This is a genomic window from Cobetia sp. PDI-23MA (genome assembly GCF_059507735.1).
In genome coordinates this window covers 2840817-2863507 of record NZ_CM183352.1, presented here as the reverse complement: position 1 = coordinate 2863507, position 22691 = coordinate 2840817, and the positions used below count along the sequence as shown (strand labels likewise).

The 22691-nt window shown below is 63.7% G+C and carries 19 protein-coding genes; 14 read left to right on the top strand and 5 right to left on the bottom strand.

The window, feature by feature from the left end; translation table 11 throughout:
- Positions 1 to 133: 133 nt before the first annotated feature.
- The 4 genes from AC5WNJ_RS12150 to AC5WNJ_RS12135 all read left to right on the top strand — a co-directional run bounded on the left by AC5WNJ_RS12150 (position 134) and on the right by AC5WNJ_RS12135 (position 4533).
- Positions 134 to 778 (top strand): TRAP transporter small permease subunit, encoded by a 645-nt coding sequence (locus AC5WNJ_RS12150; protein ID WP_495929796.1) that lies wholly within the window; start codon positions 134 to 136, stop codon positions 776 to 778.
- Positions 778 to 2079: a TRAP transporter large permease gene (locus AC5WNJ_RS12145; RefSeq protein ID WP_495929795.1), complete on the top strand. Its 1302-nt coding sequence runs from the start codon at positions 778 to 780 to the stop codon at positions 2077 to 2079. Before AC5WNJ_RS12150 ends, AC5WNJ_RS12145 begins: the two co-directional genes overlap by 1 nt.
- Positions 2080 to 2383: 304 nt before the next feature.
- Entirely contained in the window at positions 2384 to 3280 is an 897-nt protein-coding gene (locus AC5WNJ_RS12140; protein ID WP_495929794.1) for an HAD-IIB family hydrolase, read from the top strand.
- A gap of 41 nt (positions 3281 to 3321) precedes the next feature.
- Positions 3322 to 4533 (top strand): glycosyltransferase family protein, encoded by a 1212-nt coding sequence (locus AC5WNJ_RS12135; RefSeq protein ID WP_495929793.1) that lies wholly within the window; start codon positions 3322 to 3324, stop codon positions 4531 to 4533.
- A gap of 109 nt (positions 4534 to 4642) precedes the next feature.
- Here AC5WNJ_RS12135 and AC5WNJ_RS12130 read toward each other — a convergent pair whose 3' ends face one another.
- Both AC5WNJ_RS12130 and AC5WNJ_RS12125 read right to left on the bottom strand, forming a co-directional pair.
- On the bottom strand, positions 4643 to 6541 hold the full coding sequence (locus tag AC5WNJ_RS12130; RefSeq protein WP_495929792.1) for a sugar phosphorylase: 1899 nt from the start codon (positions 6539 to 6541) through the stop codon (positions 4643 to 4645).
- A gap of 363 nt (positions 6542 to 6904) precedes the next feature.
- Positions 6905 to 7153, bottom strand: coding sequence for a GlsB/YeaQ/YmgE family stress response membrane protein (locus AC5WNJ_RS12125; protein ID WP_043331379.1), 249 nt, complete (start codon positions 7151 to 7153; stop codon positions 6905 to 6907).
- A gap of 398 nt (positions 7154 to 7551) precedes the next feature.
- Between AC5WNJ_RS12125 and nrdR the strand changes: the two genes are divergently transcribed.
- The 9 genes from nrdR (at position 7552) to lon (ending at position 17474) form a co-directional block, all read left to right on the top strand.
- Positions 7552 to 8040 (top strand): transcriptional regulator NrdR, encoded by a 489-nt coding sequence (gene nrdR, locus AC5WNJ_RS12120; RefSeq protein WP_176677628.1) that lies wholly within the window; start codon positions 7552 to 7554, stop codon positions 8038 to 8040.
- 244 nt (positions 8041 to 8284) lie between these two features.
- A complete protein-coding gene (ribD, locus tag AC5WNJ_RS12115) occupies positions 8285 to 9439 on the top strand; it encodes a bifunctional diaminohydroxyphosphoribosylaminopyrimidine deaminase/5-amino-6-(5-phosphoribosylamino)uracil reductase RibD (RefSeq protein WP_253061205.1) in 1155 nt (384 codons plus the stop codon).
- A gap of 156 nt (positions 9440 to 9595) precedes the next feature.
- The gene (ribBA, locus tag AC5WNJ_RS12110; RefSeq protein ID WP_176677626.1) at positions 9596 to 10750 is read left to right on the top strand and encodes a bifunctional 3,4-dihydroxy-2-butanone-4-phosphate synthase/GTP cyclohydrolase II; all 1155 of its coding nucleotides are present in this window, start codon (positions 9596 to 9598) and stop codon (positions 10748 to 10750) included.
- Positions 10751 to 10861: 111 nt separating this feature from the next.
- Positions 10862 to 11344, top strand: a complete 483-nt coding sequence (ribH, locus tag AC5WNJ_RS12105; protein WP_043331374.1) for a 6,7-dimethyl-8-ribityllumazine synthase — start codon at positions 10862 to 10864, stop codon at positions 11342 to 11344.
- Positions 11341 to 11856: a transcription antitermination factor NusB gene (nusB, locus tag AC5WNJ_RS12100; protein ID WP_176677625.1), complete on the top strand. Its 516-nt coding sequence runs from the start codon at positions 11341 to 11343 to the stop codon at positions 11854 to 11856. Before ribH ends, nusB begins: the two co-directional genes overlap by 4 nt.
- 1 nt (position 11857) lies before the next feature.
- Positions 11858 to 12961, top strand: coding sequence for a thiamine-phosphate kinase (thiL, locus tag AC5WNJ_RS12095; RefSeq protein WP_253061203.1), 1104 nt, complete (start codon positions 11858 to 11860; stop codon positions 12959 to 12961).
- Entirely contained in the window at positions 12958 to 13431 is a 474-nt protein-coding gene (locus tag AC5WNJ_RS12090) for a phosphatidylglycerophosphatase A family protein (protein ID WP_176677623.1), read from the top strand. Before thiL ends, AC5WNJ_RS12090 begins: the two co-directional genes overlap by 4 nt.
- Positions 13432 to 13546: 115 nt before the next feature.
- The gene (locus AC5WNJ_RS12085) at positions 13547 to 14827 is read left to right on the top strand and encodes a DUF945 family protein (protein ID WP_495929791.1); all 1281 of its coding nucleotides are present in this window, start codon (positions 13547 to 13549) and stop codon (positions 14825 to 14827) included.
- Positions 14828 to 15023: 196 nt separating this feature from the next.
- Complete coding sequence (gene lon / locus AC5WNJ_RS12080; RefSeq protein ID WP_495929790.1) at positions 15024 to 17474, top strand: endopeptidase La; 2451 nt, start codon at positions 15024 to 15026, stop codon at positions 17472 to 17474.
- A gap of 138 nt (positions 17475 to 17612) precedes the next feature.
- Here lon and AC5WNJ_RS12075 read toward each other — a convergent pair whose 3' ends face one another.
- Entirely contained in the window at positions 17613 to 17954 is a 342-nt protein-coding gene (locus AC5WNJ_RS12075; protein WP_043331370.1) for a YegP family protein, read from the bottom strand.
- A 428-nt stretch (positions 17955 to 18382) separates the two neighbouring features.
- Between AC5WNJ_RS12075 and ilvD the strand changes: the two genes are divergently transcribed.
- Positions 18383 to 20227 (top strand): dihydroxy-acid dehydratase, encoded by a 1845-nt coding sequence (ilvD, locus tag AC5WNJ_RS12070; RefSeq protein WP_253061197.1) that lies wholly within the window; start codon positions 18383 to 18385, stop codon positions 20225 to 20227.
- Positions 20228 to 20353: 126 nt separating this feature from the next.
- Here ilvD and AC5WNJ_RS12065 read toward each other — a convergent pair whose 3' ends face one another.
- Both AC5WNJ_RS12065 and AC5WNJ_RS12060 read right to left on the bottom strand, forming a co-directional pair.
- Positions 20354 to 21967, bottom strand: a complete 1614-nt coding sequence (locus tag AC5WNJ_RS12065) for a diguanylate cyclase domain-containing protein (protein ID WP_253061195.1) — start codon at positions 21965 to 21967, stop codon at positions 20354 to 20356.
- Between the two features lie 382 nt (positions 21968 to 22349).
- Entirely contained in the window at positions 22350 to 22472 is a 123-nt protein-coding gene (locus AC5WNJ_RS12060) for a hypothetical protein (RefSeq protein ID WP_290441662.1), read from the bottom strand.
- Positions 22473 to 22691 lie beyond the last annotated feature (219 nt).

Here is a 22691-nt window from a genome sequence, read left to right as displayed (position 1 = left end):
GCGTGGCAAGAGGCAGCTAGCCATGCTTTTGGCGACACGATCGTAGAACGATGAAGACGCGGGAGATCAAGGTCGGCGTGCTCACTGGGCGCGCCGATTCTCCTTGGGGCAGCGAGTCAGCAAGGAATTCGATATGGCAGAACATGATGTGGCGTCGCCGGGGCTACCCGAGGCGTCGGATGACCACGACCCGAACCTGGGCACGCGCACGCCGCTGGACCGCCTGGTGGGCAAGGGCACGCGCGCCGCGGCGTGGCTGGTATTGCTGGCGATGGCGATCAGCGTGTTCGAGGTGGTGATGCGCTACGGCCTCGATTCACCGACCTCCTGGGTGCACGAGACGGTGATCTTCCTGGTCGCGACCAGCTTCGCGCTGGGCGGCCCGGCGGCACTGGCCAACAATCGCCACATTCGCGTGCGCGTGCTCTACGACCTGGTCGGCACGCGCTTTCGCTACGTGCTGGACTGCTTCAATGACGTGATGACGTTCGTCTTCTGTCTGGCGATGAGCTATGCGGGCTGGGTGATGTTCTGGCGTGCCTCGCACAGTCCGCTGGGCGAGTGGCAGCTGGAGCGTTCCGGCACCTCATGGAATCCGCCGTTTCCGGCGCTGACCAAGGGCGTGATCCTGTTCGCGCTGGCGGTGATGACCCTGCAGGCGCTGTGGCATCTCTATCAGACTTTCTTCTCGCCCCGTCCGCCCGAGGGCGGCAGTGGGTCTCATGATGTCTCCGACGCCACTCCCGGCGCCGCAGCTGACCACAAGGAGCCGCGCTGATGGATATCGCAACGGCTACGATGCTGCTGGTTGGCGGCATCTTCGCGCTGCTGGTCACCGGCCTGCCGCTGGCCTTCGTCACCGGCCTGGTCGCGCTGGCCTACACCTTTGGCTGGTTTGGTCCGATGGCGCTGCCGCTGGTCACCAGTCGTGTCTATGGCTTCGTCACCGAGTATTCGCTGGTGGCGGTGCCGATGTTCGTGCTGATGGCCTCGCTGCTGGATCGCTCGGGGATCGCCAGGGACCTGTTCAATGCCATGCGCGTGATGGCAGGGCGCCTGCCCGGCGGCGTGGCAATCCAGACCATCGTGGTGGCGTTCTTCCTCGCCGCGATGTCCGGCATCATCGGCGGCGAGATCGTGCTGCTGGGGATTCTGGCGCTGCCGCAGATGCTCAGGCTCGGCTATGACAAGCACATCGCCATCGGCGTGGTGTGTGCCGGCGGCTCGCTGGGCACCATGATGCCGCCCTCCATCGTGCTGATCATCTATGGCCTGATCGCCAACCAGTCGATCGCGGACCTGTTCACCGCGGCGATCACCCCGGCCATCGTGCTGATGGCAAGCTACATCATCTACGTGCTGATCCGCTGCCTGCGCAACCCTTCGCTGGGGCCGGTGATGCCCGAGGAGGAGCGCCGCGCCAGCTTCCAGAGCAAGAGTGAGCTGCTCAAGGCCATCGGCGTGCCGGCGGTCATCGCGGGGCTGGTGCTGGGCTCCATCTATGGTGGCGTGGCCTCGGTGACCGAAGCCGCGGCGATGGGCAGCTTCGGCGTGCTGGTGGCGGTGATGCTGCGCGGTGAGTTCTCCATCACCCTGATGCAGCGTGCGCTGTCCCAGACCATGAACACCTGCGGCATGATCATCTGGATCGGCATCGGCGCGGCGGCGCTGGTCGGGGTCTACAACCTGATGGGCGGCAACCGCTTCGTGTCGAGCATGATTCTCGGCCTGGATATCCCGCCGCTGGCGATCATCATGGTGATGATGGCGATCCTGCTGCTGTTGGGGCTGTTCCTCGACTGGATCGGCATCGCGATGCTGACCCTGCCGATCTTCGTGCCGATCATCGTTCAGCTCGGCTACGACCCGGTATGGTTCGGCGTGCTGTTCGCGGTCAACATGCAGGTGTCCTTCCTGTCGCCCCCCTTCGGGCCTGCCGCCTTCTATCTGAAAGGCGTGGCACCGGAAGGCATCAGCCTCAAGGATATCTTCGTCTCGCTGCTGCCGTTCATCGCCATCCAGCTGTGCGTGCTGGCGATGTTGCTGCTGTGGCCGCAACTGTCGCTGTGGCTGGTCTAGTCTCAACAGACGTTGCCCACTTGCCCAGAACTCGACGCCCTCGCAGATGCGAGGGCGTCGTCGTTGGTGACGTTGAATTTGCGCCGCCATGAGGCGTGACATCATGCAAGGCAGGCTTTGTGCTCTTTGATGGTGCAAATGAGCGGGTGCATAAACATCGTCATGGCGAGAGAGGGCAGGCTGACATGGAGGCTGCACCATCTTGGCACATTCCCTGCAATGCTCTTGCAATGCCTGTCCGGTGCCACGAGATCCTGCCGAGGTGACCCCCGACACGCTGCAGCACTTCACGAGGAGAGTTCACATGTCAGAGACTCAAGCACCGCTGTTGTTGCTGACCGATCTGGATGGCTCGCTGCTGGATCACCATGATTACTCGCCGGGCCCGGCGCGCAGCTGGCTGACCCGCCTGCGCGCGCGCGGTGCCTGGGTCGTCCCCAATACCTCCAAGACGGCGGCCGAACTGGCGCCGCTGATGGACTCGCTGGGCCTGGCGGGCCAGCCATGGATCGCCGAGAACGGCGGCGTGGTGGCACTGCCTGCCGATTGGCTGAGCGCCTACCCGCTGGAAGCGGCCAGCGCCCCGGATGCACACGGCCTGTGTCGTATCGCGGTGGCGATGCCCCGCGACAGGATTCTCGCGGTACTGGAGGAGCTGAGCGCGGAATTCGCCTTCGAGGGTTTCGCTTCGATGTCGGTGGCGAGAATCAGCGAGCTGACGGGATTGGGGGAGGCGGATGCGGCCTTGGCGGGACAGCGTGATGCCAGTGAACCGCTGGTATGGCGCGACGCGCCGGAGCGTCTCGAGGGCTTTCGCGCGCGTCTGGCCAGTCATGGCCTCAAGCTGACACGTGGTGGGCGCTTCCACCATGTGACCGGGGACAGCGACAAGGGCGTGGCAGCGCGCTATCTGATCGCGCGCTACCGGCTCTGCGAGCGGGTGCGCCCCTGGACGCTGGGCTTCGGTGATGGCGCCAATGACCTGCCGCTACTGGCCGCCGTCGACAACGCTGTGCTGATCCCCGGCGTCGGCGATACCTCACAGCGCGATCGTGAGCTTGGCGACTACTCGACATTGGCGGATGAGCGCCGCTGTTTCCGCGCCAATTCCCCCGGACCGCAGGGATGGGTCGAGGGATTGCGTCACTGGCTGGCCAATGGCCAGCCGGAAGAATGGACATCCAGAGGCCTGGGCGCCTGACGCCTGCCTGATGCATGTCTTCGGCATGACAAGGAGCTGACATGAGCGATTTTTACCAGAATGGCATCATCACCAACTTCCATAACCTGACCGATCGTCCGGTGGAAGATCTCGAAGCGGACCTGATGCGCTTCTCCCGCAAGCGGCCGATGAGCCTGATTCTGCCGTCGCTGTATTCCGAGCTGGAAGGCCCCGCCCTCAAGTTTATCGTCGAGGAGCTGGCCCAGGTGCCCTACCTCAGCGAGATCGTGATCGGGCTGGACCGCGCCGACCGTGACCAGTTCGAGCATGCCAAGGAGTTCTTCTCACATCTGCCGCAGCATCACCGCATCCTGTGGAACGACGGTCCGCGCCTGCGGGCACTGGATGAGGAGCTGACCGAGCATGGCCTGGCGCCGATGGAGGCCGGCAAGGGGCGCAATGTCTGGTACTGCTCAGGCTACGTGCAGGCCTCGGGCATCGCCGAGGCAGTGGCGCTGCACGACTGCGATATCGTCACCTATGATCGCGGCCTGCTGGCGCGGCTGATCTACCCGGTGGCCCATCCGCAGTTCAACTACGAGTTCTGCAAGGGCTACTACTCGCGCATCGCCCAGGGCAAGCTGAACGGCCGCGTGGCGCGCCTGATGGTCACGCCGCTGATCCGTGCGCTCAAGAAGGTCTATGGCCCGCTGCCGTACCTGGATTATCTCGATAGCTATCGTTATCCGCTGTCCGGCGAGTTCTCGATGCGCACCGATGTGCTGGCGGACATCCGCATTCCCAGTGACTGGGGGCTGGAGATTGGCGTGCTCTCGGAAGTGCATCGCAACTATTCCACCAAGCGTCTGTGTCAGGTGGATATCGCCGATGCCTACGATCACAAGCACCAGCCGCTGTCCGAGGAGGACGCATTGGGCGGGCTCAATCGCATGAGCCTGGATATCGCCAAGGCCATGTATCGCAAGCTGGCCACGCTGGGCGTCGAGATCCACGGCGAGACCTTCCGCACCATCAAGGCCACCTACTACCGTATCGCGCTGGACCTGATCGAGACCTACTACAACGATGCCGTCATGAATGGTCTGACGGTCGACCGCCATAGCGAGGAAGCGGCGGTGGAGCTGTTCGCCGCCAACATCATGGATGCCGGCAGCGCCTTCCTCGACAATCCGCGCGACAAGCCCTTCATCCCGAGCTGGAACCGGGTGCAGTCAGCCGTGCCGGACCTGCTCGAGCGCATGCACGAAGCGGTGGAGCTGGACAACCAGTAACGCTCGCGGCGGGAAACAGCAAGGCTCGCGGGGGAAACAGCAAGACCCACGACAACGGGGCTGCCAGTGGCAGCCCCGTTGTCGTGGGCAGAAGGAAGAAGCGCGGGCGTCAGACGACCTCGATGGCCGGCGGGCGCACGGTTTGCTCCATCAGCCAGGCCGCTTGATAGGGACGGCGAGCCATGGTGGGGTCGTAGGCCTTGTCGTGGCACAGGTGGTCGGTCAGCGCGACGCCTTGCCAGCTTGCCGGCAGCGGCAGCACGCGCGGCTGATCGGTGACATTGAGGGCGAACAGCAGGCGACGCCCTTCATGGGTGACGCGCTCGAAGACGAAGAAGTCCGGGCCGACATCGAAGACATTCTGGTCGGCATCCGGGTGGAAGCAGGGTTCGTTGCGGCGCAGTGCCATCCGGCGCTTGAGGGCGTGGAAGACCTCATGGGTCGCGGTGTTGGGGCTTGCCAGCAGCGCTTCCAGTTCATCACGCTGCCACTTGCGGCGGTTGATGGCGCGCAGATGACCATCGCGTTCGACGCCTTCCTGGTGATTGGGGGTCGCGGTCAGCGAGTGGATATACAGCCCCGGGATGCCCTGCAGGCTCAGCATCAGGGTCTGACTGGCGATGAAACGCTCTATCTGCCACGGGTCCTGGCCGCGCCGCGTGCCCTTGAGCGCATCGAAGTAGCTGATGTTGAGTTCATAGGGGGTGTCGGCGCGGCCCGGGTTGGCGCGCATGCTGACGTAGCCGCCGAAGTCATGCACCAGTCGCACCAGGGTGTCGCGCTCGTGGTCGGGCAGCAGGCCCTCAAGGGCGCGAACGCCGATGCCGTCGTGGCTGGCGGTGAAGTTGAAGTAGCTGCAGCCGGAGGGCAACGACGGCAGGCTGGCGGCCCACTGGGTCAGGGCGCTGGCATCGCCGGAGGTCAGGGTGTGCAGCGTCAGCGGCGGCAGCGTGAACTGATAGATCAGGTGTGCTTCATCGGCCTGGGCGCTGCCCTCGATGGTGGCGAGGTCGTGCTGTGACAGACGGTCGAGCCCGAAGTAGGACATGTTCTCGGCATGGGGCACGTTGGTCTCGGTGATCAACAGGCTGCCCGGCGCCAGATGGTCGACGATGGCGCGCAGCAGGCGCACCACGGCATGTGTCTCCGGCAGGTGAATGCAGGTGGTGCCCTGACGTTTCCACAGGAAGGCCACTGCATCGAGGCGGATGATGCCCGCGCCCTGCTCGAGGTAATAAAGCAGGATGCCGATGAATTCGAGCAGCACATCGGGATTGGCGAAGTTCAGGTCGATCTGGTCATCCGAGAAGGTTGCCCAAAGATGGCGCAGGCCACGACGGGTATGCACCGGCGTGAGCAGGGCAGACGGGCGCGGGCGCACCACCTCGGAGACATCGGTGTCGGGGTCCATCTCGATGAAGTAGTCGCGACCGGGCTGCACACCGGCCAGATAGTCGGCGAACCACAGTGACTCGCGCGAGCAGTGATTGATGACCAGGTCTGCCATCAGGTCGCGCTGCTCACTCAGGCGCCGGATGTCCTGCCAGTCGCCGAGGGCCGGATTGACCTCGCGATAGTGGATGACGCTGAAGCCGTCATCGCTGCTCCACGGAAAGAAGGGCAGCACGTGGACACCGGACAGGCTGTCGTCCAGTCGGCTGGCGAGGAAGTCGTGCAGGGTCGCCAGTGGTGCCTCGCCTTCCTGCTGCAGGCTGTCGCCGTAGGTGATCAGCCACTGGTCGCGCTCGCTCCAGAGTGGCTCGCCTTCCGGTACGCGGGGATTGAGGCGCGTGCGATGGAAATCCAGCACCGTCTCCAGGCGTCTGAGGACTTCTTCATGACGCTGCGGGTAGATCTCGGCGAGCAGACGTGTGGCGTGGGCCTGGAAATCAGCCTGCGAGAGGCGCTTGGCGAGAGAGACTCTGGTGCGTGGCCTGGCATTGCCCTCGCTCGGCGCAGGGTCGGAGGCAGTGGAAGTCGAGTGATCGGAAGATGACGTATCGGGCATGGGCAATCCTCGTGGCAGCAGAAGCGGTCTGGCTCTGCGCGTGAGTCTCAATGGGCAGAGCGTGTCGCGGGTGATCTTCGTTAAGCCCGCCGGCGCAATCCTGCGGGGGCCGGTGGCAAGACTGGAAATCACATATCAGATGAAGTCGGCTGGCGGCAGCCGAGTGACATTCCTGAATCGTGCATCGCTCAGCGACGCTCGTGGGTGACGGCCTGGTGCCTTTACCCCTGAGTCATGCACGCCTCGGGCCAGATTCGTCAAGCCTGCAAGGCAGGACGGCCAGCCTGCATGAGCCGGCTGGCCGTCCTGTCGGGCGTCATGTGGCCTGAGGCCGGCTGACGCCAATGCGCTTCAAGACACGCTTTACTTGCGCAGCACGCGATACAGGATCAGCAGGATGACGGCGCCGAGCACGGCGATGACAAAGCTGGCCAGATTGAATCCCGTCACTTCCCCGAAGCCCATCAGGGTACCGACCCAGCCACCGACCACGGCCCCCAGGATGCCGATGATGCTGGTGACGATGATGCCACCCGGGTCCTTGCCGGGCACGATCACCTTGGCGATGATGCCGGCAATGAGACCGAATATGATCCATGCAATGATTCCCATGTCGCAGCTCCTTGCGTCATCGTGATCAGTCTCGCGGCAGAGATCATCTGCCGCCAGTCGTGAAAGGATTCCACAGCTCGGGCAAGCGTCCTCGTGAGGCGCTGCACCCTGATGTCATCTTTCGGTTATCCCGCGGGGATTTCAAGCCTGCCGAGCAGGTTGATTGACGCTTTCGCCGTGGTGTCCGCCCCCCAGGGCGACAATGAAGGAAACTCCTGTCGCCCCTTGGTCTCTCCCCAAGGCCAGTTCAGATAGGTCGGGGCTGACATAGGCTCCCGTGGCGGGGCCTTAACGGTTACAATACCCGCCATTCGCTGTCATTCGGCTGCGCTGCGCCACTTCCTCGCTGTGCTTCGCGCGGGGTCGCAGCCACCTCGCACCCAAGCAGGCTCTCCAACATGCACTGTCCCTTCTGCGGAACTCATGAAACCAAGGTCACGGATTCCCGGCTGGTGGTCGAGGGTGACCAGGTGCGGCGTCGACGCCAGTGTGCGGCCTGTGGTGAGCGTTTCACGACCTACGAAACGGCGGAGCTGGTCATGCCGCGCGTGGTCAAGGGTGACGGCTCGCGTGAGAGCTTCGATGAGCACAAGCTGCGTGCCGGCATGCTGCGTGCGCTGGAAAAACGCCCGGTGTCCTCCGAACTGATCGAGGCCGCGGTGGAGCGCATTCGCCAGCGTCTGCGTGCCACCGGCGAACGTGAGATCGAGGCGCGGCGCATCGGGGATGAAGTCATGCAGCAGCTCAAGCGGCTGGATCAGGTCGCCTATATCCGCTTCGCTTCGGTCTATCGTCGCTTCCAGGACCTTGATGAGTTCCGCGCCGAGATCGACCGCCTCGCCCAGGAGCCCAGCTTCCTGCCTGGCGAGGAAGATTCGCGGCCCTGATGCCTCGAGGTCATCCTTGCAGATGACCTCGAGGCCTGTGTCTGCTGGCTCTGTCGCGTCACGCTGCGTAGCTCAGGTCTCGAAGTATTGGTCACCGCCTGGGCTACGCCTTACCTTCTCTCGTTTCACGCCAAGGTATCGCATGTCTCTTTCTCCTAATGCTTCTCATGCTCCCCGTGACAGCCACTCTCGCGACAGTCACTCTCGCGGACGCAGTGCTCCCTCGGCGCGTGATGCGCGCCACATGGCCCACGCCCTGCGCCTGGCGCGGCTGGGCAGCTACACGACGCAGCCCAATCCGCGTGTCGGCTGTGTGCTGGTAGAGGCCGAGACCGACGAGGTGATCGCGAGCGGCTTTCATGTACGTGCCGGGGAAGGGCATGCCGAGGTCAATGCGCTGGCAGAGGCGGGCGAGCGCGCGCTGGGCTGCGTGGCCTATGTGACGCTGGAGCCTTGCTCTCACACCGGGCGGACCGGCCCTTGCTCGCTGGCGCTGATCGCGGCGGGCGTTTCGCGGGTGGTGATCGCGATGCGTGATCCGAATCCGCAGGTTGCCGGGCGCGGCATCGCGCTGTTGCAGGGTGCGGGCATCGCGGTGACGGTCGGGGTGTTGGAGCAGGAGGCGCGAGCGCTCAATCCCGGCTTCCTGTCACGCATGGAACGCGGTCGGCCCTTCGTGCGCCTCAAGCAGGCCATGAGTCTGGACGGTCGCACGGCGATGGCTTCCGGGGAGTCCCAATGGATCACCGGCCCTGAAGCGCGCAGCGCCGTGCAGCGTCTGCGCGCCCGCTCCAGCGTGGTGATGAGCGGCATCGAGTCGGTCATCTTCGATGATTCGCGCCTCAATGTACGCGCCGACCAGCTCGGTCTCGACGACCACCCGCTGGGACTCGAAGCGCTGGTGGCGCGTCAGCCGTTGCGCGTGGTGGTGGACAGCCACCTGCGTCTGCCGCTGGCGGCGCGCATACTGGCGCAATCCGGTCGTACGCTGCTGGTGTGTGTCGCGGATGAGACAGCGGCGCTGGCTGAGCGACGTACCTTGTTGGAGGCGGCCGGTGCCGAGGTGCTGGCGCTGCCGGCCGGCGAAGATGGCCGCGTGGACCTCGAGGCCCTGCTGCGCTATCTGGCCGAGCACGAGCAGGCCAACGAGGTGCTGCTGGAAACCGGCGCGGTGCTGGCCGGGGCCATGATCCAGGCAGGCCTGGTCGATGAGATGCAGCTGTTCATGGCGCCCACGCTGCTGGGTGGTGAGGCTCGTCCGCTGCTGGCACTGCCGGGGCTGGATCACATGGCGCAGCAGCGCCGGGTCGAGATTCGCGATATCCGGGCGGTGGGGCGTGATTGGCGCATCACCGCGGTGCCAGTAGCATCGCCAGGCCCACAGGAGAGCGACGACTGATTTCTTGTTGTCACGCAAGCACTTGCCGCCGTCTGGCGACAGCGGCGTCGCTGGGTGCTGGCGCAAAACGGGGTGGCGGGGTACCCTGACGCCCGACTTTTTGATACTACGCGTGGGTCCGGCATGGGCCGGCGCAGCCCGTAAAGTGGAGCAAGCATGGCGCTATCAGGCATCGCAGCACTCGTCGAGGATATCCGGCAAGGCAAGATGGTCATCCTCATGGATGACGAGGATCGTGAGAATGAAGGCGACATCATCATCGCCGCGGAAGCCGTGACAGCCGAGCACATCAACTTCATGGCACGCCACGCGCGTGGCTTGATCTGCATGCCGATGTCGCGTGAGCATTGCGAACAGCTCCAGCTGCCACTGATGGTTCAGGCCAACGGTTCCGGCTTCGGCACCAAGTTCACGCTCTCCATCGAGGCCACCGAAGGCGTCACCACCGGTATCTCGGCGGCTGACCGCGCCCGGACCGTGCAGGCTGCTGCCGCGCGCAATGCGCGCCCGCAGGACATCGTCCAGCCGGGACACATCTTCCCGCTGATGGCGGAGCCGGGTGGTGTGCTGCGTCGTGCCGGCCATACCGAGGCGGCCTGTGATCTGGCGTCCATGGCGGGCTTTGGCGCGACCGGCGTGATCTGTGAAATCATGAATGATGACGGCAGCATGGCGCGTCGTGAAGAGCTCGAGCGCTTCGCCGCCGAGCACGACCTCAAGGTCGGCACCATTGCGGATCTGATCGAATATCGCATCCACAATGAGCAGACCGTGGAAGTGCTGGATAGCGAGCAGGTCGAGACCGCCTTCGGCGAGCTGACGTTGCATTGCTTCAGCGATCGCATCCAGGGCCGTCACCACCTGGCGCTGGTCAAGGGCACGCCGAATGCCGAGTCTCTGACTACCGTGCGCGTGCACGTGCAGGACCCGATGCGCGACCTGTTGACCCTGCGTCAGCCGGGCAGCAGCAGCTGGGCGCTCAATGATGCACTCGCTGAAGTCGCCGCCGCCGATGCCGGCGTGCTGGTACTGCTGGACACCGGCAGCGACACGCTGGATTACAAGGATCGTCTCGATGTCTTCCTCGGCCGACGTCGTACCCCGCGCACCAACGAATCCGATGGTGCGGGCAACTATCTGACCACCGGTACCGGTGCCCAGATCCTTCGGGATCTCGGTGTCGGCCGGATGCGTCTGCTCAGCTCGCCGTGGAAATTCTCTGCCCTGTCCGGGTTTGGCCTCGAAGTGGTCGAACTGGTCGGCAGTGATGACACGGCAGGCGAGACAGACGCAGACGCCGCAGGCGCGTAAGCGCTTCGGCACCCCAAATGGCGGGGGAGGTCGCGCGCTTCTGGCGACCTACCCCGGTATGATTGATATCCCCGCCCCGGTTCTCCGGGGCGCTAGCATTGTGGACTGACCATGCAACCGATTGCTCAACTCGAAGGCACTTTCACCAATGTCGATGGCCGTTACGTCATCGTCGTCGGGCGTTTCAACCACCATGTCGTCGACAGCCTGGTGGAAGGCGCGGTCGATTCTCTCGTACGCCACGGCGTCGATGAGGAAAACATCGACCTGATCCACGTGCCGGGTGCCTGGGAAATTCCGCTGGCCGTCAAGGCCGTGCTGGCCAAGGTCAAGCCGCACGCCGTCATCACGCTGGGTGCGGTGATCCGCGGTGGTACGCCGCACTTTGAATACGTCGCCGGCGAGTGCAACTCCGCGCTGTCCCGTCTGCAGCTCGAATTCGACACCCCGGTCGCCAATGGCGTGCTGACGGTGAATTCCATCGAGCAGGCCATCGAGCGTGCCGGCACCAAGGCTGGCAACAAGGGTACCGAAGCGGCCATGGCGGCGATGGAAATGGTCTCCCTGCTCAAGGCCATGGGAGGTGACGCGTGAGCGAACGCAATGAACGTACCGAGCGCGAGCCGTCCAGGCAGCAGCAGGCGCGGCGCGCCGCTCGCGAGCTGGCCGTGCAGGGCATCTACCAGTGGCAGATGACCGGCAAGAACATGACCACCATCGAGGCCGAGTTCCGTGGTCAAAAGATCGACGATGATGTCGAACTGCACGAGAACTGGGTCGAGGTGATGCGCATCGCTGACCAGGCCCTGTTCCACGAGCTGCTGCACAACGTGCCACGCTTCCAGAAAGAACTGGATGCCAGCATCAGCCCGCTGCTCGACCGCCGCTTGCAGGATCTCGACGAGATCGAGTTGGCCATCCTGCGTCTGAGCGCCTACGAGCTGTCCAAGCGCATGGAAGTGCCGTATCGCGTGGCGATCAACGAAGGGGTCGAGCTGGCCAAGACCTTCGGTGCCACCGACGGGCACAAGTACGTCAACGGGATCCTCGACAAGCTGGCAGTCAAGCTGCGCAGCGCCGAGGTGACCCAGGCCCGCCTGCGCTGACATGCCAGGTGAATTCGAGCTGATTGCCCGCTACTTCCAGCGCGATCTGTCCGGGGCACCGGGCGTGTTGCTGGGGCCGGGAGACGACTGTGCACTTCTTGCCGCCAGTGATGGCATGCAGATGGCGGTCAGTGTCGATACCTCGGTGGCGGGGGTGCACTTCCCGCCGGATGCGCCTGCGGCGTCCATCGGCCATCGTGCCCTGGCCGTCAATCTGTCTGATCTGGCGGCGATGGGTGCGACCCCGCGCTGGGCGTTGCTGGCGCTGACGTTGCCGGACGTGGATGAAGACTGGCTGCATGGTTTTGCGGCCGGTTTCCACGCGCTGGCGGATCGCTACGGCATCGCGCTGGTCGGCGGCGACGTCACGCGCGGCCCGCTCTCTATCACGATCACCGTGCATGGCGAGTTGCCGTGCGTGCTCGAGCCTGCTCAGCAGGCCGGCAGCGTGGCCCGCCCGATCCTGCGGCGTGACGGCGCCCGCGAGGGCGATCTCATCGCGGTCACCGGTCTGCCGGGGTTGGCGCATGCCGGACTCAAGGCCTGGCAGGATGGCGTCCGCGATGTGCTGAACCCTTGCCTGGCGGCCTACCTGCGACCAGAACCGCGGGTCGATGCGGGGCTGGCGCTGCGTGAGCTGGCCAGTGCGGGCCTGGATGTCTCCGATGGCGTGATGGGCGATCTGGCACACATCTGTCGTGCCAGTCAGCTGTCGGCGGCGCTGGAGCTTGGCGAACTGCCGCTGGCGCCGGAGCTGGTCACGGCGCTGGGCGAGCAGGGCGCCCGCGAGGCGGTCCTCAATGGCGGCGACGATTACGAGCTGTTGCTCACGCTGCCCCAGGAGAACCTCGAGACGGCCAGGCTTGCCCTGCGCTCGCTCAACCTGCCCTTGAATGTCATCGGGCGCATGCAGGCGGCGGGCGGCGATGCGCCACGCGTGATGCTGATGGACAAGGGCATTGAGCAGGCAGCGACGGGTCAGAGCTGGCAGCACTTCTCTGCCTCGCAGGCTTCTGACACACAGGTCTCTGCCACACAGGCCTCTGGGACAGATGGCTCCTGTGGTGATGCGTCGTCACGCAACGAGAACGGGGTGGCACCATGAATCGCGCACCCGCCAGTGTCTGGCGGCGCCCCGTCCACTTCCTGGCCTTCGGGCTGGGCAGCGGTACCGCGCCCTTTGCACCGGGTACCTTCGGTACTCTCGCGGCAATCCCGTTCTACTGGCTGATGACCAACCTCACGCTGTGGCCGTATCTGGCCACCGTGCTGGTCGCCTCGCTGGTCGGGATCTGGATCTGTGATCGCACCTCGCGCGATCTCGGCGTGCATGATCACTCCGGGATCGTCTGGGACGAATTCGTCGGCTATTGGATCACGATGGCCGCCGTGCCATTCTCTTGGCAGGCAGCGCTGTGGGGCTTCGTGGTCTTCCGGGTCTTCGATATTCTCAAGCCATGGCCGATTCGCTGGGCCGACCGCCGGGTTGCCGGTGGCTTCGGCATCATGCTGGATGACATCTTCGCCGGTATCTATGCCTGGTCGACGATGCATCTGTGGCTGTGGTTGCACTGACGCCTCGCTGCCTTGGCGGCGAGGCTCATGCACATGTTTCACTGATGGAAGCAGATGCGACAAGAGGCACCGCGCAGACGGTGTGATGCTCCAATAACGGACAAGGGTTAATGCGATGGGCAAGGGACTGGTAACCGCGACGGCAGTGGTCGTCATCGGGGCAGCCGGCTATGTCGGCGGCGTGGCTTACTCAAGCCAGCGCTTTGAAGATGAGATGGCCCGCATGGTGGCAGAGCTCGACAGTAGCTCCGACATCAAGGCGACCCGAGAGGATGTCGACAGCGGCTGGTTCGGCTCCGCGGGCCGGGTAGAGATGGAACTCGCCACCGGGGACGGGGAAGGTCCCATGCGCATCCTATTGCCCTATGAAGCTGGCCACGGCCTGCTGTCGACCACCATGCAGGGCAACGTCAAGGTGCTGTACGGTACGCCGTCACGCGACGTCTTCGCCGAAGTGCTCGGTGATGGCAAGGCGATCGCCTTCGATGGCAGCGTCGACAACTTCAGCGGCGCCAGCGATACTACCCTGACCTTGCCGGCCTTTGACTGGCAGGACCCGGAGAGCGGTACGCGCATCGACTTCCAGGGCGGCGAGCTGCTGGCCTCCCACGATGGCGGTGACACGCCGGAAATCACCGTGGATGGCGAGATCACGCCGTTCGATATCACCAATGGCGCCGAGAAGGTCAGCGTCGGCACCCTGAGCCTCAACGGCATCTATCGCGGGGCGGACAATGACTTCCGTCAGGACGACAAGATCGTGCTGGACACCCTGACCATCGACAACGGCACCGGTCAGCCGCCGGTGGTCGCCAGCGATATCCGTTACAGCGGCGAAACGCGTCTGGACCCGACCGAGCTGCGCTATCTGATGAAGCTGTCGGTGCGGGATGTCAGCGCGGGTGATCAGCAGATGGCCAGCGGCGACGTGTCCATCTCGATCGATCGTCTGCAGGGTGCGGCCGTCTATGACTTCATCACCCAGCTGCAGGGCTTGCTGGAAGAAGCGGGCAAGCCGTTCGAGGAGCTGAGCGAAGCGCAGCAGGTCGCCATGCTCGAGAAGGTCGAAGCGCCGCTGTTCACCATGCTGAGCACCTCTCCGCGCATGACACTGGAATCGCTGAATGCCAAAAGCGATGCCTTCGGTGTCGACATGCAGGGTGATGGCCAGATGATTCTTGATGGTGCCGACATCACTGATCTGTCCATTCAGGAGTTGCAGGCCGTGCCGGCTCAGCGGGCCTTCCTGAATCGTCTGAGCGGGCGCTTCGAGTTCCGCAACGTACCGCCGATGATGGCCATGATGGCAGGTGTCTCTCCGCAGGCCGCCGACCGCAACCTGGTGGTCGAGATCGATGGTGACAGCGTGAAGATCAACGGCACTCCGATCTACTGAGCGTCGCGCAGTATGCTGGAAACGACAATGCCCGCCTCATGGCGGGCATTGTCGTTTCCAGGGGGGCGCATCCGGTGCCACTCTGAACACGCAGTGTTGCGTCCCCGGCGCGGCAAGCGTGCCTTGATAAAGTGGCTCACTGGCCGCATTGGTGGAGATGATCGCCTCAACCGAGGCCTGGTTTCATGAGGGTTGCATGCCACGTCACGAAGAGATTTCCGATAACGACGATATTCTTGCCGGCTTCGAGGATGACAGCCAGTCACAAGAGCCTTCTTCTTCCGCCTCGGGTGGGCTGGTGCCGAGTGGCGACCAGCTACCGGAGCGCATTTACCTGCTGCCGATTCACAATCGCCCGTTCTTCCCGGCCCAGGTTCAGCCGCTGGTGATCAACAAGCAGCGTTGGGCCGAGACCATGCAGCTGGTCGGCAATACGCCGCATCATGCTGTCGGCCTGGCCTTCGTCGGCGATGTCGAAGTGGATGAGCTGGGGGTCGAGCACTTTCCCGAGATCGGCTCTGCCGTGCGCGTCCACAAGCCCGAAGACGGCGATGACCAGGTACAGTTCATCGCCCAGGGGCTGCGTCGCTTCCGCATCACGCGCTGGCTGTCGCGCAAGCCTCCCTATCTGGTTGAGGTCAACTATCCGCGCGAACCGATCGATGCCGAGAGCGACGAGGCCCGCGCCTACGCGATGGCGATGATCAACGGCATCAAGGAGCTGTTGCCGATCAACCCGCTGTACGGCGAGGAGCTCAAGCAGTACCTCAACCGCTTCAGCCCGCATGAACCCGGCCCGCTGACCGATTTCGCCGCCGCCATCACCTCGGCCAAGGGTGCTGAGCTGCAGGAAGTGCTGGAGTCGCTGCCAGTGATGGAGCGCATGCAGAAGGTGCTGCCTCTGCTGCGCAAGGAAATCGAGGTCGCACAGCTGCAGACCGAGATCTCCCAGCAGGTCAACGCGCAGATGGAAAAGCATCAGCGCGAATTCTTCCTGCGCGAACAGCTCAAGGTCATCCAGCGTGAACTGGGCATCTCCAAGGATGATCGCGAGAACGACGTCGATACCTTCCGTGGCCGTCTCGACGAGCTCAAGGTGCCGGAGCGTGTCCAGTCGCGCATCGATGACGAGCTCGACAAGCTGTCGGTGCTGGAGACCGGTTCGCCGGAATACGGCACCACACGCAACTATCTTGACTGGCTGACGTCGCTGCCGTGGGGCATCACCTCCACCGATCAGCTCAATCTGGCCCACGCGCGCACCGTGCTCAATCGCGATCACGATGGGCTGGATGACGTGAAGTCACGCATCGTCGAGTTTCTGGCCGAGGGCACCTTCAAGGGCGATGTCGGCGGCTCGATCCTGCTGCTGGTCGGCCCGCCCGGCGTCGGCAAGACCTCCATCGGGCGCTCCATCGCCCAGGCGCTGGGGCGCGAGTTCTATCGCTTCTCGGTCGGTGGGATGCGAGACGAGTCCGAGATCAAGGGGCATCGCCGCACCTACGTGGGTGCCATGCCCGGCAAGCTGGTGCAGGCGCTCAAGGAGGTCAAGGTCGAGAACCCGGTGATCATGCTCGATGAGATCGACAAGCTGGGGCAGTCCTTCCAGGGCGACCCGGCCTCGGCGCTGCTCGAGGTGCTCGACCCGGAGCAGAATGTCGACTTCCTCGATCACTATCTCGATGTGCGTCTCGATCTCTCCAAGGTGCTGTTCGTGTGTACCGCCAACACGCTGGACAGCATCCCCGGCCCGCTGCTGGACCGCATGGAGCAGATTCGCCTCTCCGGCTATATCGCCGAGGAGAAGATGGCGATCGCCAAGCACCACCTGTGGCCGAAACTGCTGACCCGCGACAACATCCCCAAGAAGCGCATCAATCTGAGTGACGCCGCGCTGCGTCAGGTCATCGAAGGCTATGCCCGTGAGGCCGGCGTGCGCCAGCTGGAGAAACAGCTGCACCGTATCGTGCGCAAGGCGGCGGTGAAGTTGCTGGAAGAGGAACTTGCGACCGTGAAGGTCTCGGTCAAGAACCTCGAGGAATTCCTCGGGGCGCCGATCTTCCGTCGCGAGAAGGTTCTGGCCGGCGAAGGCGTGGTGACCGGGCTTGCCTGGACCAGCATGGGTGGGGCGACCCTGCCCATCGAAGCCACCCGGGTGCATGGCCTGACACGTGGCTTGAAGTTGACCGGCAAGCTGGGTGACGTGATGCAGGAGTCCGCCAACATCGCCTACTCCTACACCCTGGCCAATCTCGAGGCCTATGATGCCGAGGCGGACTTCTTCAACGAGTCCTTCATTCACCTGCACGTGCCCGAGGGCGCGACGCCCAAGGATGGCCCCAGCGCCGGTGTGACCATGACCACGGCGTTGATGTCGTTGGCCAAGCGTCAGGCCCCGCGCAAGGGACTGGCGATGACTGGTGAACTGACCTTGACCGGTCAGGTGCTGCCGGTGGGCGGTATCCGCGAGAAGGTGATTGCCGCGCGGCGCAGTGATATCTACGAGCTGATCCTGCCGCAGGCCAATCAGCGTGATTACGATGAGCTGCCGGAATACCTGAAGGAAGGCATGATCGTGCACTTCGCGGCTCGCTACGCGGATGTCTCGCGTGTGGTCTTTGACACTGACAGCGCACAGCGACACTGACAGCGCAGGGCGCAGAATGGATGGCGACATCCGACGAAAAGCAGAAGCCCCGCCAATCGGCGGGGCTTCTGCTTTGCAGTGGGGCTTTTGCTTTGCAGTGGGGCATTGTGTGCATGCAGGCGTCATGCTCGCGGACATTCAGGCGGTATCGAGCTGTTCCAGCACGGCCGCCTCAGCGGCATTGCGCCCGACGCTGGCGATTCCGTTGTCACGCCCGGACTCCGACTTGTACATCTGGCTGCGACCGATCTGCTGGCTGTTGGCGGCCAGCAGGGTGAAATAGAAACGTCCGTCCTTGGCGACTTCCCGGGTGAAGCGTTTTTCCTCGACGGCATTCTTGCGCACGGACTCCACACCGTTCAGGCAGCCGCGCTTGTCGGCATAGCCCTGACTCTGCAGGATCTTCTCGCCGTTGCCTGCCTTCAGCGCAAAGTAGAACTTGCTGTCCTTGCCCCGAGTGATGACGAATTTTCCGGCCATGGGTGACTCCTGTTCCTTGTGAGGTGTCTGGCATTGCCTGATGTGTCGTCCTTCAGTGTAATCAGCGCCTCCCGCCGCAGGCCCACGCTAGAGGCCGCTTGATTCAACGCTTTCGGCGCCTGTCGGCATCTTTCGGGGCTGCGCGTGGCGTGGACGGTGCTATCTGGTAGGCAAGCAGGGCCGGTACATGACAGAATTGACCCCAGGCTGACAGCGTTGACCCATGAGGCACGCGTCTCCTCTGGACACCAGGTGTGCGTACCCCACGGGGGGCGCCGCCTGACCAAAACAGAAGCCGCTCCCGTGCGGAGTGATTCTGCAGCGGATTGCGCAGAATGGCGGCGTCAGTTCGACCCTGCCAGGCGCGATTCCATGAATCAGTCCCTCTTCGCACAGGAGAGCGGCCAAGCACTATTGACGAGGACACCATGCCAGAGTATCGCTCCCGTACGACCACCGCAGGTCGTAACATGGCCGGCGCTCGCGCCCTGTGGCGCGCCACCGGCATGAAAGATGGCGACTTCCAGAAGCCGATCATCGCCGTTGCCAACTCCTTCACCCAGTTCGTGCCGGGCCACGTCCACCTCAAGGATATGGGGCAGCTGGTCGCGCGCGAGATCGAGAAGGCCGGCGGCGTCGCCAAGGAATTCAACACCATCGCGGTCGATGATGGCATCGCCATGGGCCACGACGGCATGCTGTATTCGCTGCCGTCGCGTGACCTGATCGCCGACAGCGTCGAATACATGGTGAATGCCCACTGTGCGGATGCGCTGGTGTGCATCTCCAACTGTGACAAGATCACCCCGGGGATGCTGATGGCCGCCATGCGCCTCAACATCCCGGTCATCTTCGTCTCCGGTGGCCCGATGGAAGCCGGCAAGACCAAGCTGCTGGATCACGGTCTCGATCTGGTCGATGCCATGGTCATCGCTGCCGATGACAGCGTCGACGACGAGACGGTCGCCGAGATCGAGCGCAGTGCCTGCCCGACCTGTGGTAGCTGCTCGGGCATGTTCACGGCCAACTCCATGAACTGTCTGACCGAGGCGCTGGGCCTGGCGTTGCCGGGCAACGGTACCGTACTGGCCACGCACTCCGATCGTCGTCGCCTGTTCGAGACTGCCGGTCATCGCATCGTCGAATTGGCCCGTCGTTACTACGAAGGCAATGAAGAGCACCTTCTGCCGCGGGCCATCGGCTCCCGCGCCGCCTTCACCAATGCGATGACGCTGGACATCGCCATGGGCGGTTCCACCAACACCATCCTGCACCTGCTGGCTGCCGCTCAGGAAGCCGGTGTCGACTTCACCATGTCCGACATCGACAAGCTTTCCCACAACGTGCCGCAGATGTGCAAGGTGGCGCCGAACACCCAGAAATATCATATCGAGGATGTCCATCGTGCCGGTGGCATCATGGGGATTCTGGGCGAGCTGGATCGTGCCGGCGTGCTGGATACCTCAGTGCCGACCGTCTACGGCGACTCGCTGTCTGCGGCGCTGGAAGAGTGGGATATCATGCGCTCGCCCACTGATGAAGTCGTCGAGTTCTATCGCGCCGGCCCGGGCGGTATTCCGACCCAGACCGCCTTCTCGCAGAGCGCGCGCTGGCCGAGCCTGGATGGTGATCGCGCCCAGGGCTGTATTCGCGATTACGACCATTGCTTCTCCACCCAGGGCGGCCTGGCCGTGCTGTACGGCAACATCGCATTGGATGGTTGCGTGGTGAAGACCGCTGGCGTCGATGACTCCATCCTGGTCTTCGAAGGCCGTGCCTACGTCTGCGAGTCCCAGGATCAGGCGGTGGAAGACATCCTGGCCGACAAGGTCAAGGAAGGCGACGTCGTGATCATCCGCTACGAAGGGCCGAAGGGTGGTCCGGGCATGCAGGAAATGCTCTACCCGACGTCCTATCTCAAGTCCAAGGGGCTGGGCAAGGCGTGTGCGCTGCTCACCGACGGACGTTTCTCCGGCGGTACCTCGGGCCTGTCCATCGGCCACGCGTCTCCGGAAGCGGCGGCGGGCGGCGCCATCGGTCTGGTCGAGCATGGCGACACCATCCTGATTGACATCCCGAACCGCACCATCAACGTCCAGCTCAGCGATGCCGAGCTGCATGCGCGTCGCGAGGCGATGGAAGCCCGTGGCAAGGATGCCTGGAAACCGAGCATCCAGCGCAATCGTCGCGTCTCCGCGGCGCTCAAGGCCTATGCCCTGCTGGCGACCTCTGCTGACAAGGGCGCCGTGCGCGACCTGAGCAAGCTGGATTGAGCAAGCTGGATTGAGCAAGCCTGCAGGAGTCAAACGACAACGGCCACCCCAAGGGGTGGCCGTTGTCGTTGATGGGGATGTGCCTGAGGGGCATCCGTGGCAGGGCGCACACACGAAAGGCGCCACTCAGGGCAGGTCGGGCGAGGGGGAGCCGCTCGGTGACTGAGGGCTTGCGAAGGTGTCCGTCGGGATGACCGGCTCAAGCTCAAGGAAGCGCACGCGATTGCGTCCCTGGCGCTTGGCCTTCTTGAGTGCGTGCTGGGCGCGCTCGCAGAGCTCGAGACGGTTGGCCAGCGTGAGCGTATCGGGCGCCGGGTGATAGCAGGTCAGCCCGATGCTGCAGGTGACTGGTCCCTCGAGGCCATGCAGTTCTGTCGTGGCATGGCGGACGCGCTCGGCGAGGATGATGGCGCCGCTGGAATCGGTCTGGCCCAGCACCGCAATCAGCGAGCCATCGTCGCGCTGACTGAGCAGGTCGCTCTTGCGTGTCGCGTTGCGCAGGATGGTGGAGACCTGCTGCAGTGCGCGGTCTCCTGCGGCGCGGCCGTACTGGCGATTGAAGTCGGTAAAGGCATCCACGTTGAGCAGCAGGATCGACAGTGGCTGCCCGTGGCGTGCACTGCGCGCGATCTCGCCATCCAGCTGTTGCTCGAAGATCTCGGCGGGCAACAGCTTGTCCAGCACCGACGGCACGGCCGGGCCCGGGGGCGTCATGCTGGCCAGCTTGTGCCGCATGCGGGCCAGGCTTTCCTCGTGGGAGCGCTGCTCGCTGAGGTCCTGGTGCTGACTCAGAATGACGCCGGAGTGGCTGTCAATTACATCCAGATGCAGCATGACTTCGATGATCTGCCCCTGTCTGCCCAGATAGCGGTGCGGCTGCTCGAAGTGGGTGATCTCGCCGGCCTGCATGGCCATAAGCGCCTCCTGACAGGCCTGCATGTCAGCAGGGTGCGAGACATCCTCCAGCGCGCCGCGCTGCAGTTCACTCCTCTCCGTCCCCAGCAGTTGGGCCAGCGCCGGATTGAGACGTGTCCAATGGCCATGGAAGTCCATGATCGCCATCGGGAGCTGGCAGCGTGAGAACAGCAGCTCCATCTCCTGGTAGGCGAGGCGCAGGTTGCTCAGTTCGCTGGCGAGCCGCTTGCGTTCATTCTCGCGATCGATCAAGCCTCCCAGCAGGCTGGCCAGTGTCTCGACCAGTGCACGATCGCTGGCGCTGAAATCTGTCGCGCGCGGTGAGTCGTCGCCGAAGCAGACGGTGCCGGTCAGACGGCCTTCGGTCCATACCGGCGCGGCGATATAGCTCTGGAAGGGCATCGACTTGAGAGCCGGATGAGCCTCGAGTGCTGGCGTGGTCGCGATATTGGCGTAGGCGATGCAGCCAGCCTGCTCAACGACTTCATTGCAGTAGGTCTCGTTCAGCGGTGCGATCGCGCCCTCGACCTTGCCGGGCGGCGGATTGACCGCCGCCATGATTTCATAGCGATTGGCCTCTGCGTGGCCGAGGATGCCAGTGGTCATCCCCAGCAGGCGGCAAGCGGTCACCAGGTACTCTCTGAGCTGTTCGCTGAAGGTTCCCGCAGGCGCGAGTGTCAGGGCAAACAACGCTTGCAGCTGGGCGGGTCCGAGATTCTGATTGAGGAAGACAGTCGCGGCGGCGGCCTGTGGCGAGAGCTCTGAGGTATCAACTGGATTCGAACGTCCCGAGGAGGATGGTCGCGCGGGCGGGGTAGGCAGCATGTGACATCCTTATCTTGCATGTTGCGGGGAGAGGGGAATGGCCATACATCGATTATGCTGGCTCGGAGCGATGAATGGGTGTTTTACTGGAGAAGATAATCAACTGTTTATATACGTAAGAATGACGGCGCCTTTCGAGGTGTGACTGGACTAGAGGCGCGCCAGGTCGTGAATCTGGTGGTACAAAAGAAACGGGGAGGCCGGTCGATGGCTGATCGACGGCCTCCCCGACAAGTTCTTTCTCTGCCCACCATGATGCGTCGCCATGCGTGGCAGAGTCTGTGTGCCGCTTGTCCTGTCATCCGGGTCCTGTGCCGTTCACACCTGGTGTCACCGATGGGGCCGGCAGGATCCCGCTGTTGTCATGCGTAACGCTCCTGGCTCAGGCGGCTTCGGCCAGCTGAGGTTCCGCTGTCGCTTCCATTTCGATGGCTTCCAACGCCAGTTCAATCGAGAACCAGTTGTCGTTCAGCCACAATTCCAATGCTTCATTGCTCATGCACATCGTCAAGTCTCCCCGAGAGTAGTGGCAATCGAGTGTGTGTCATGGTGTGCTGCCGATAAGCAGCAAACATCAGTATGGCGTCTCCTTGCCGAGAGCGAATGAAGTTTGCGCGACGATATGATGTCAGCAGCCTTGGATAGCGAAAGCAGGACATCACCCATGGTCAAATTCCCATGGGTGATGTCCTGCTTTTCGTGAAGGGTGAGCCTCTCAGTCTCG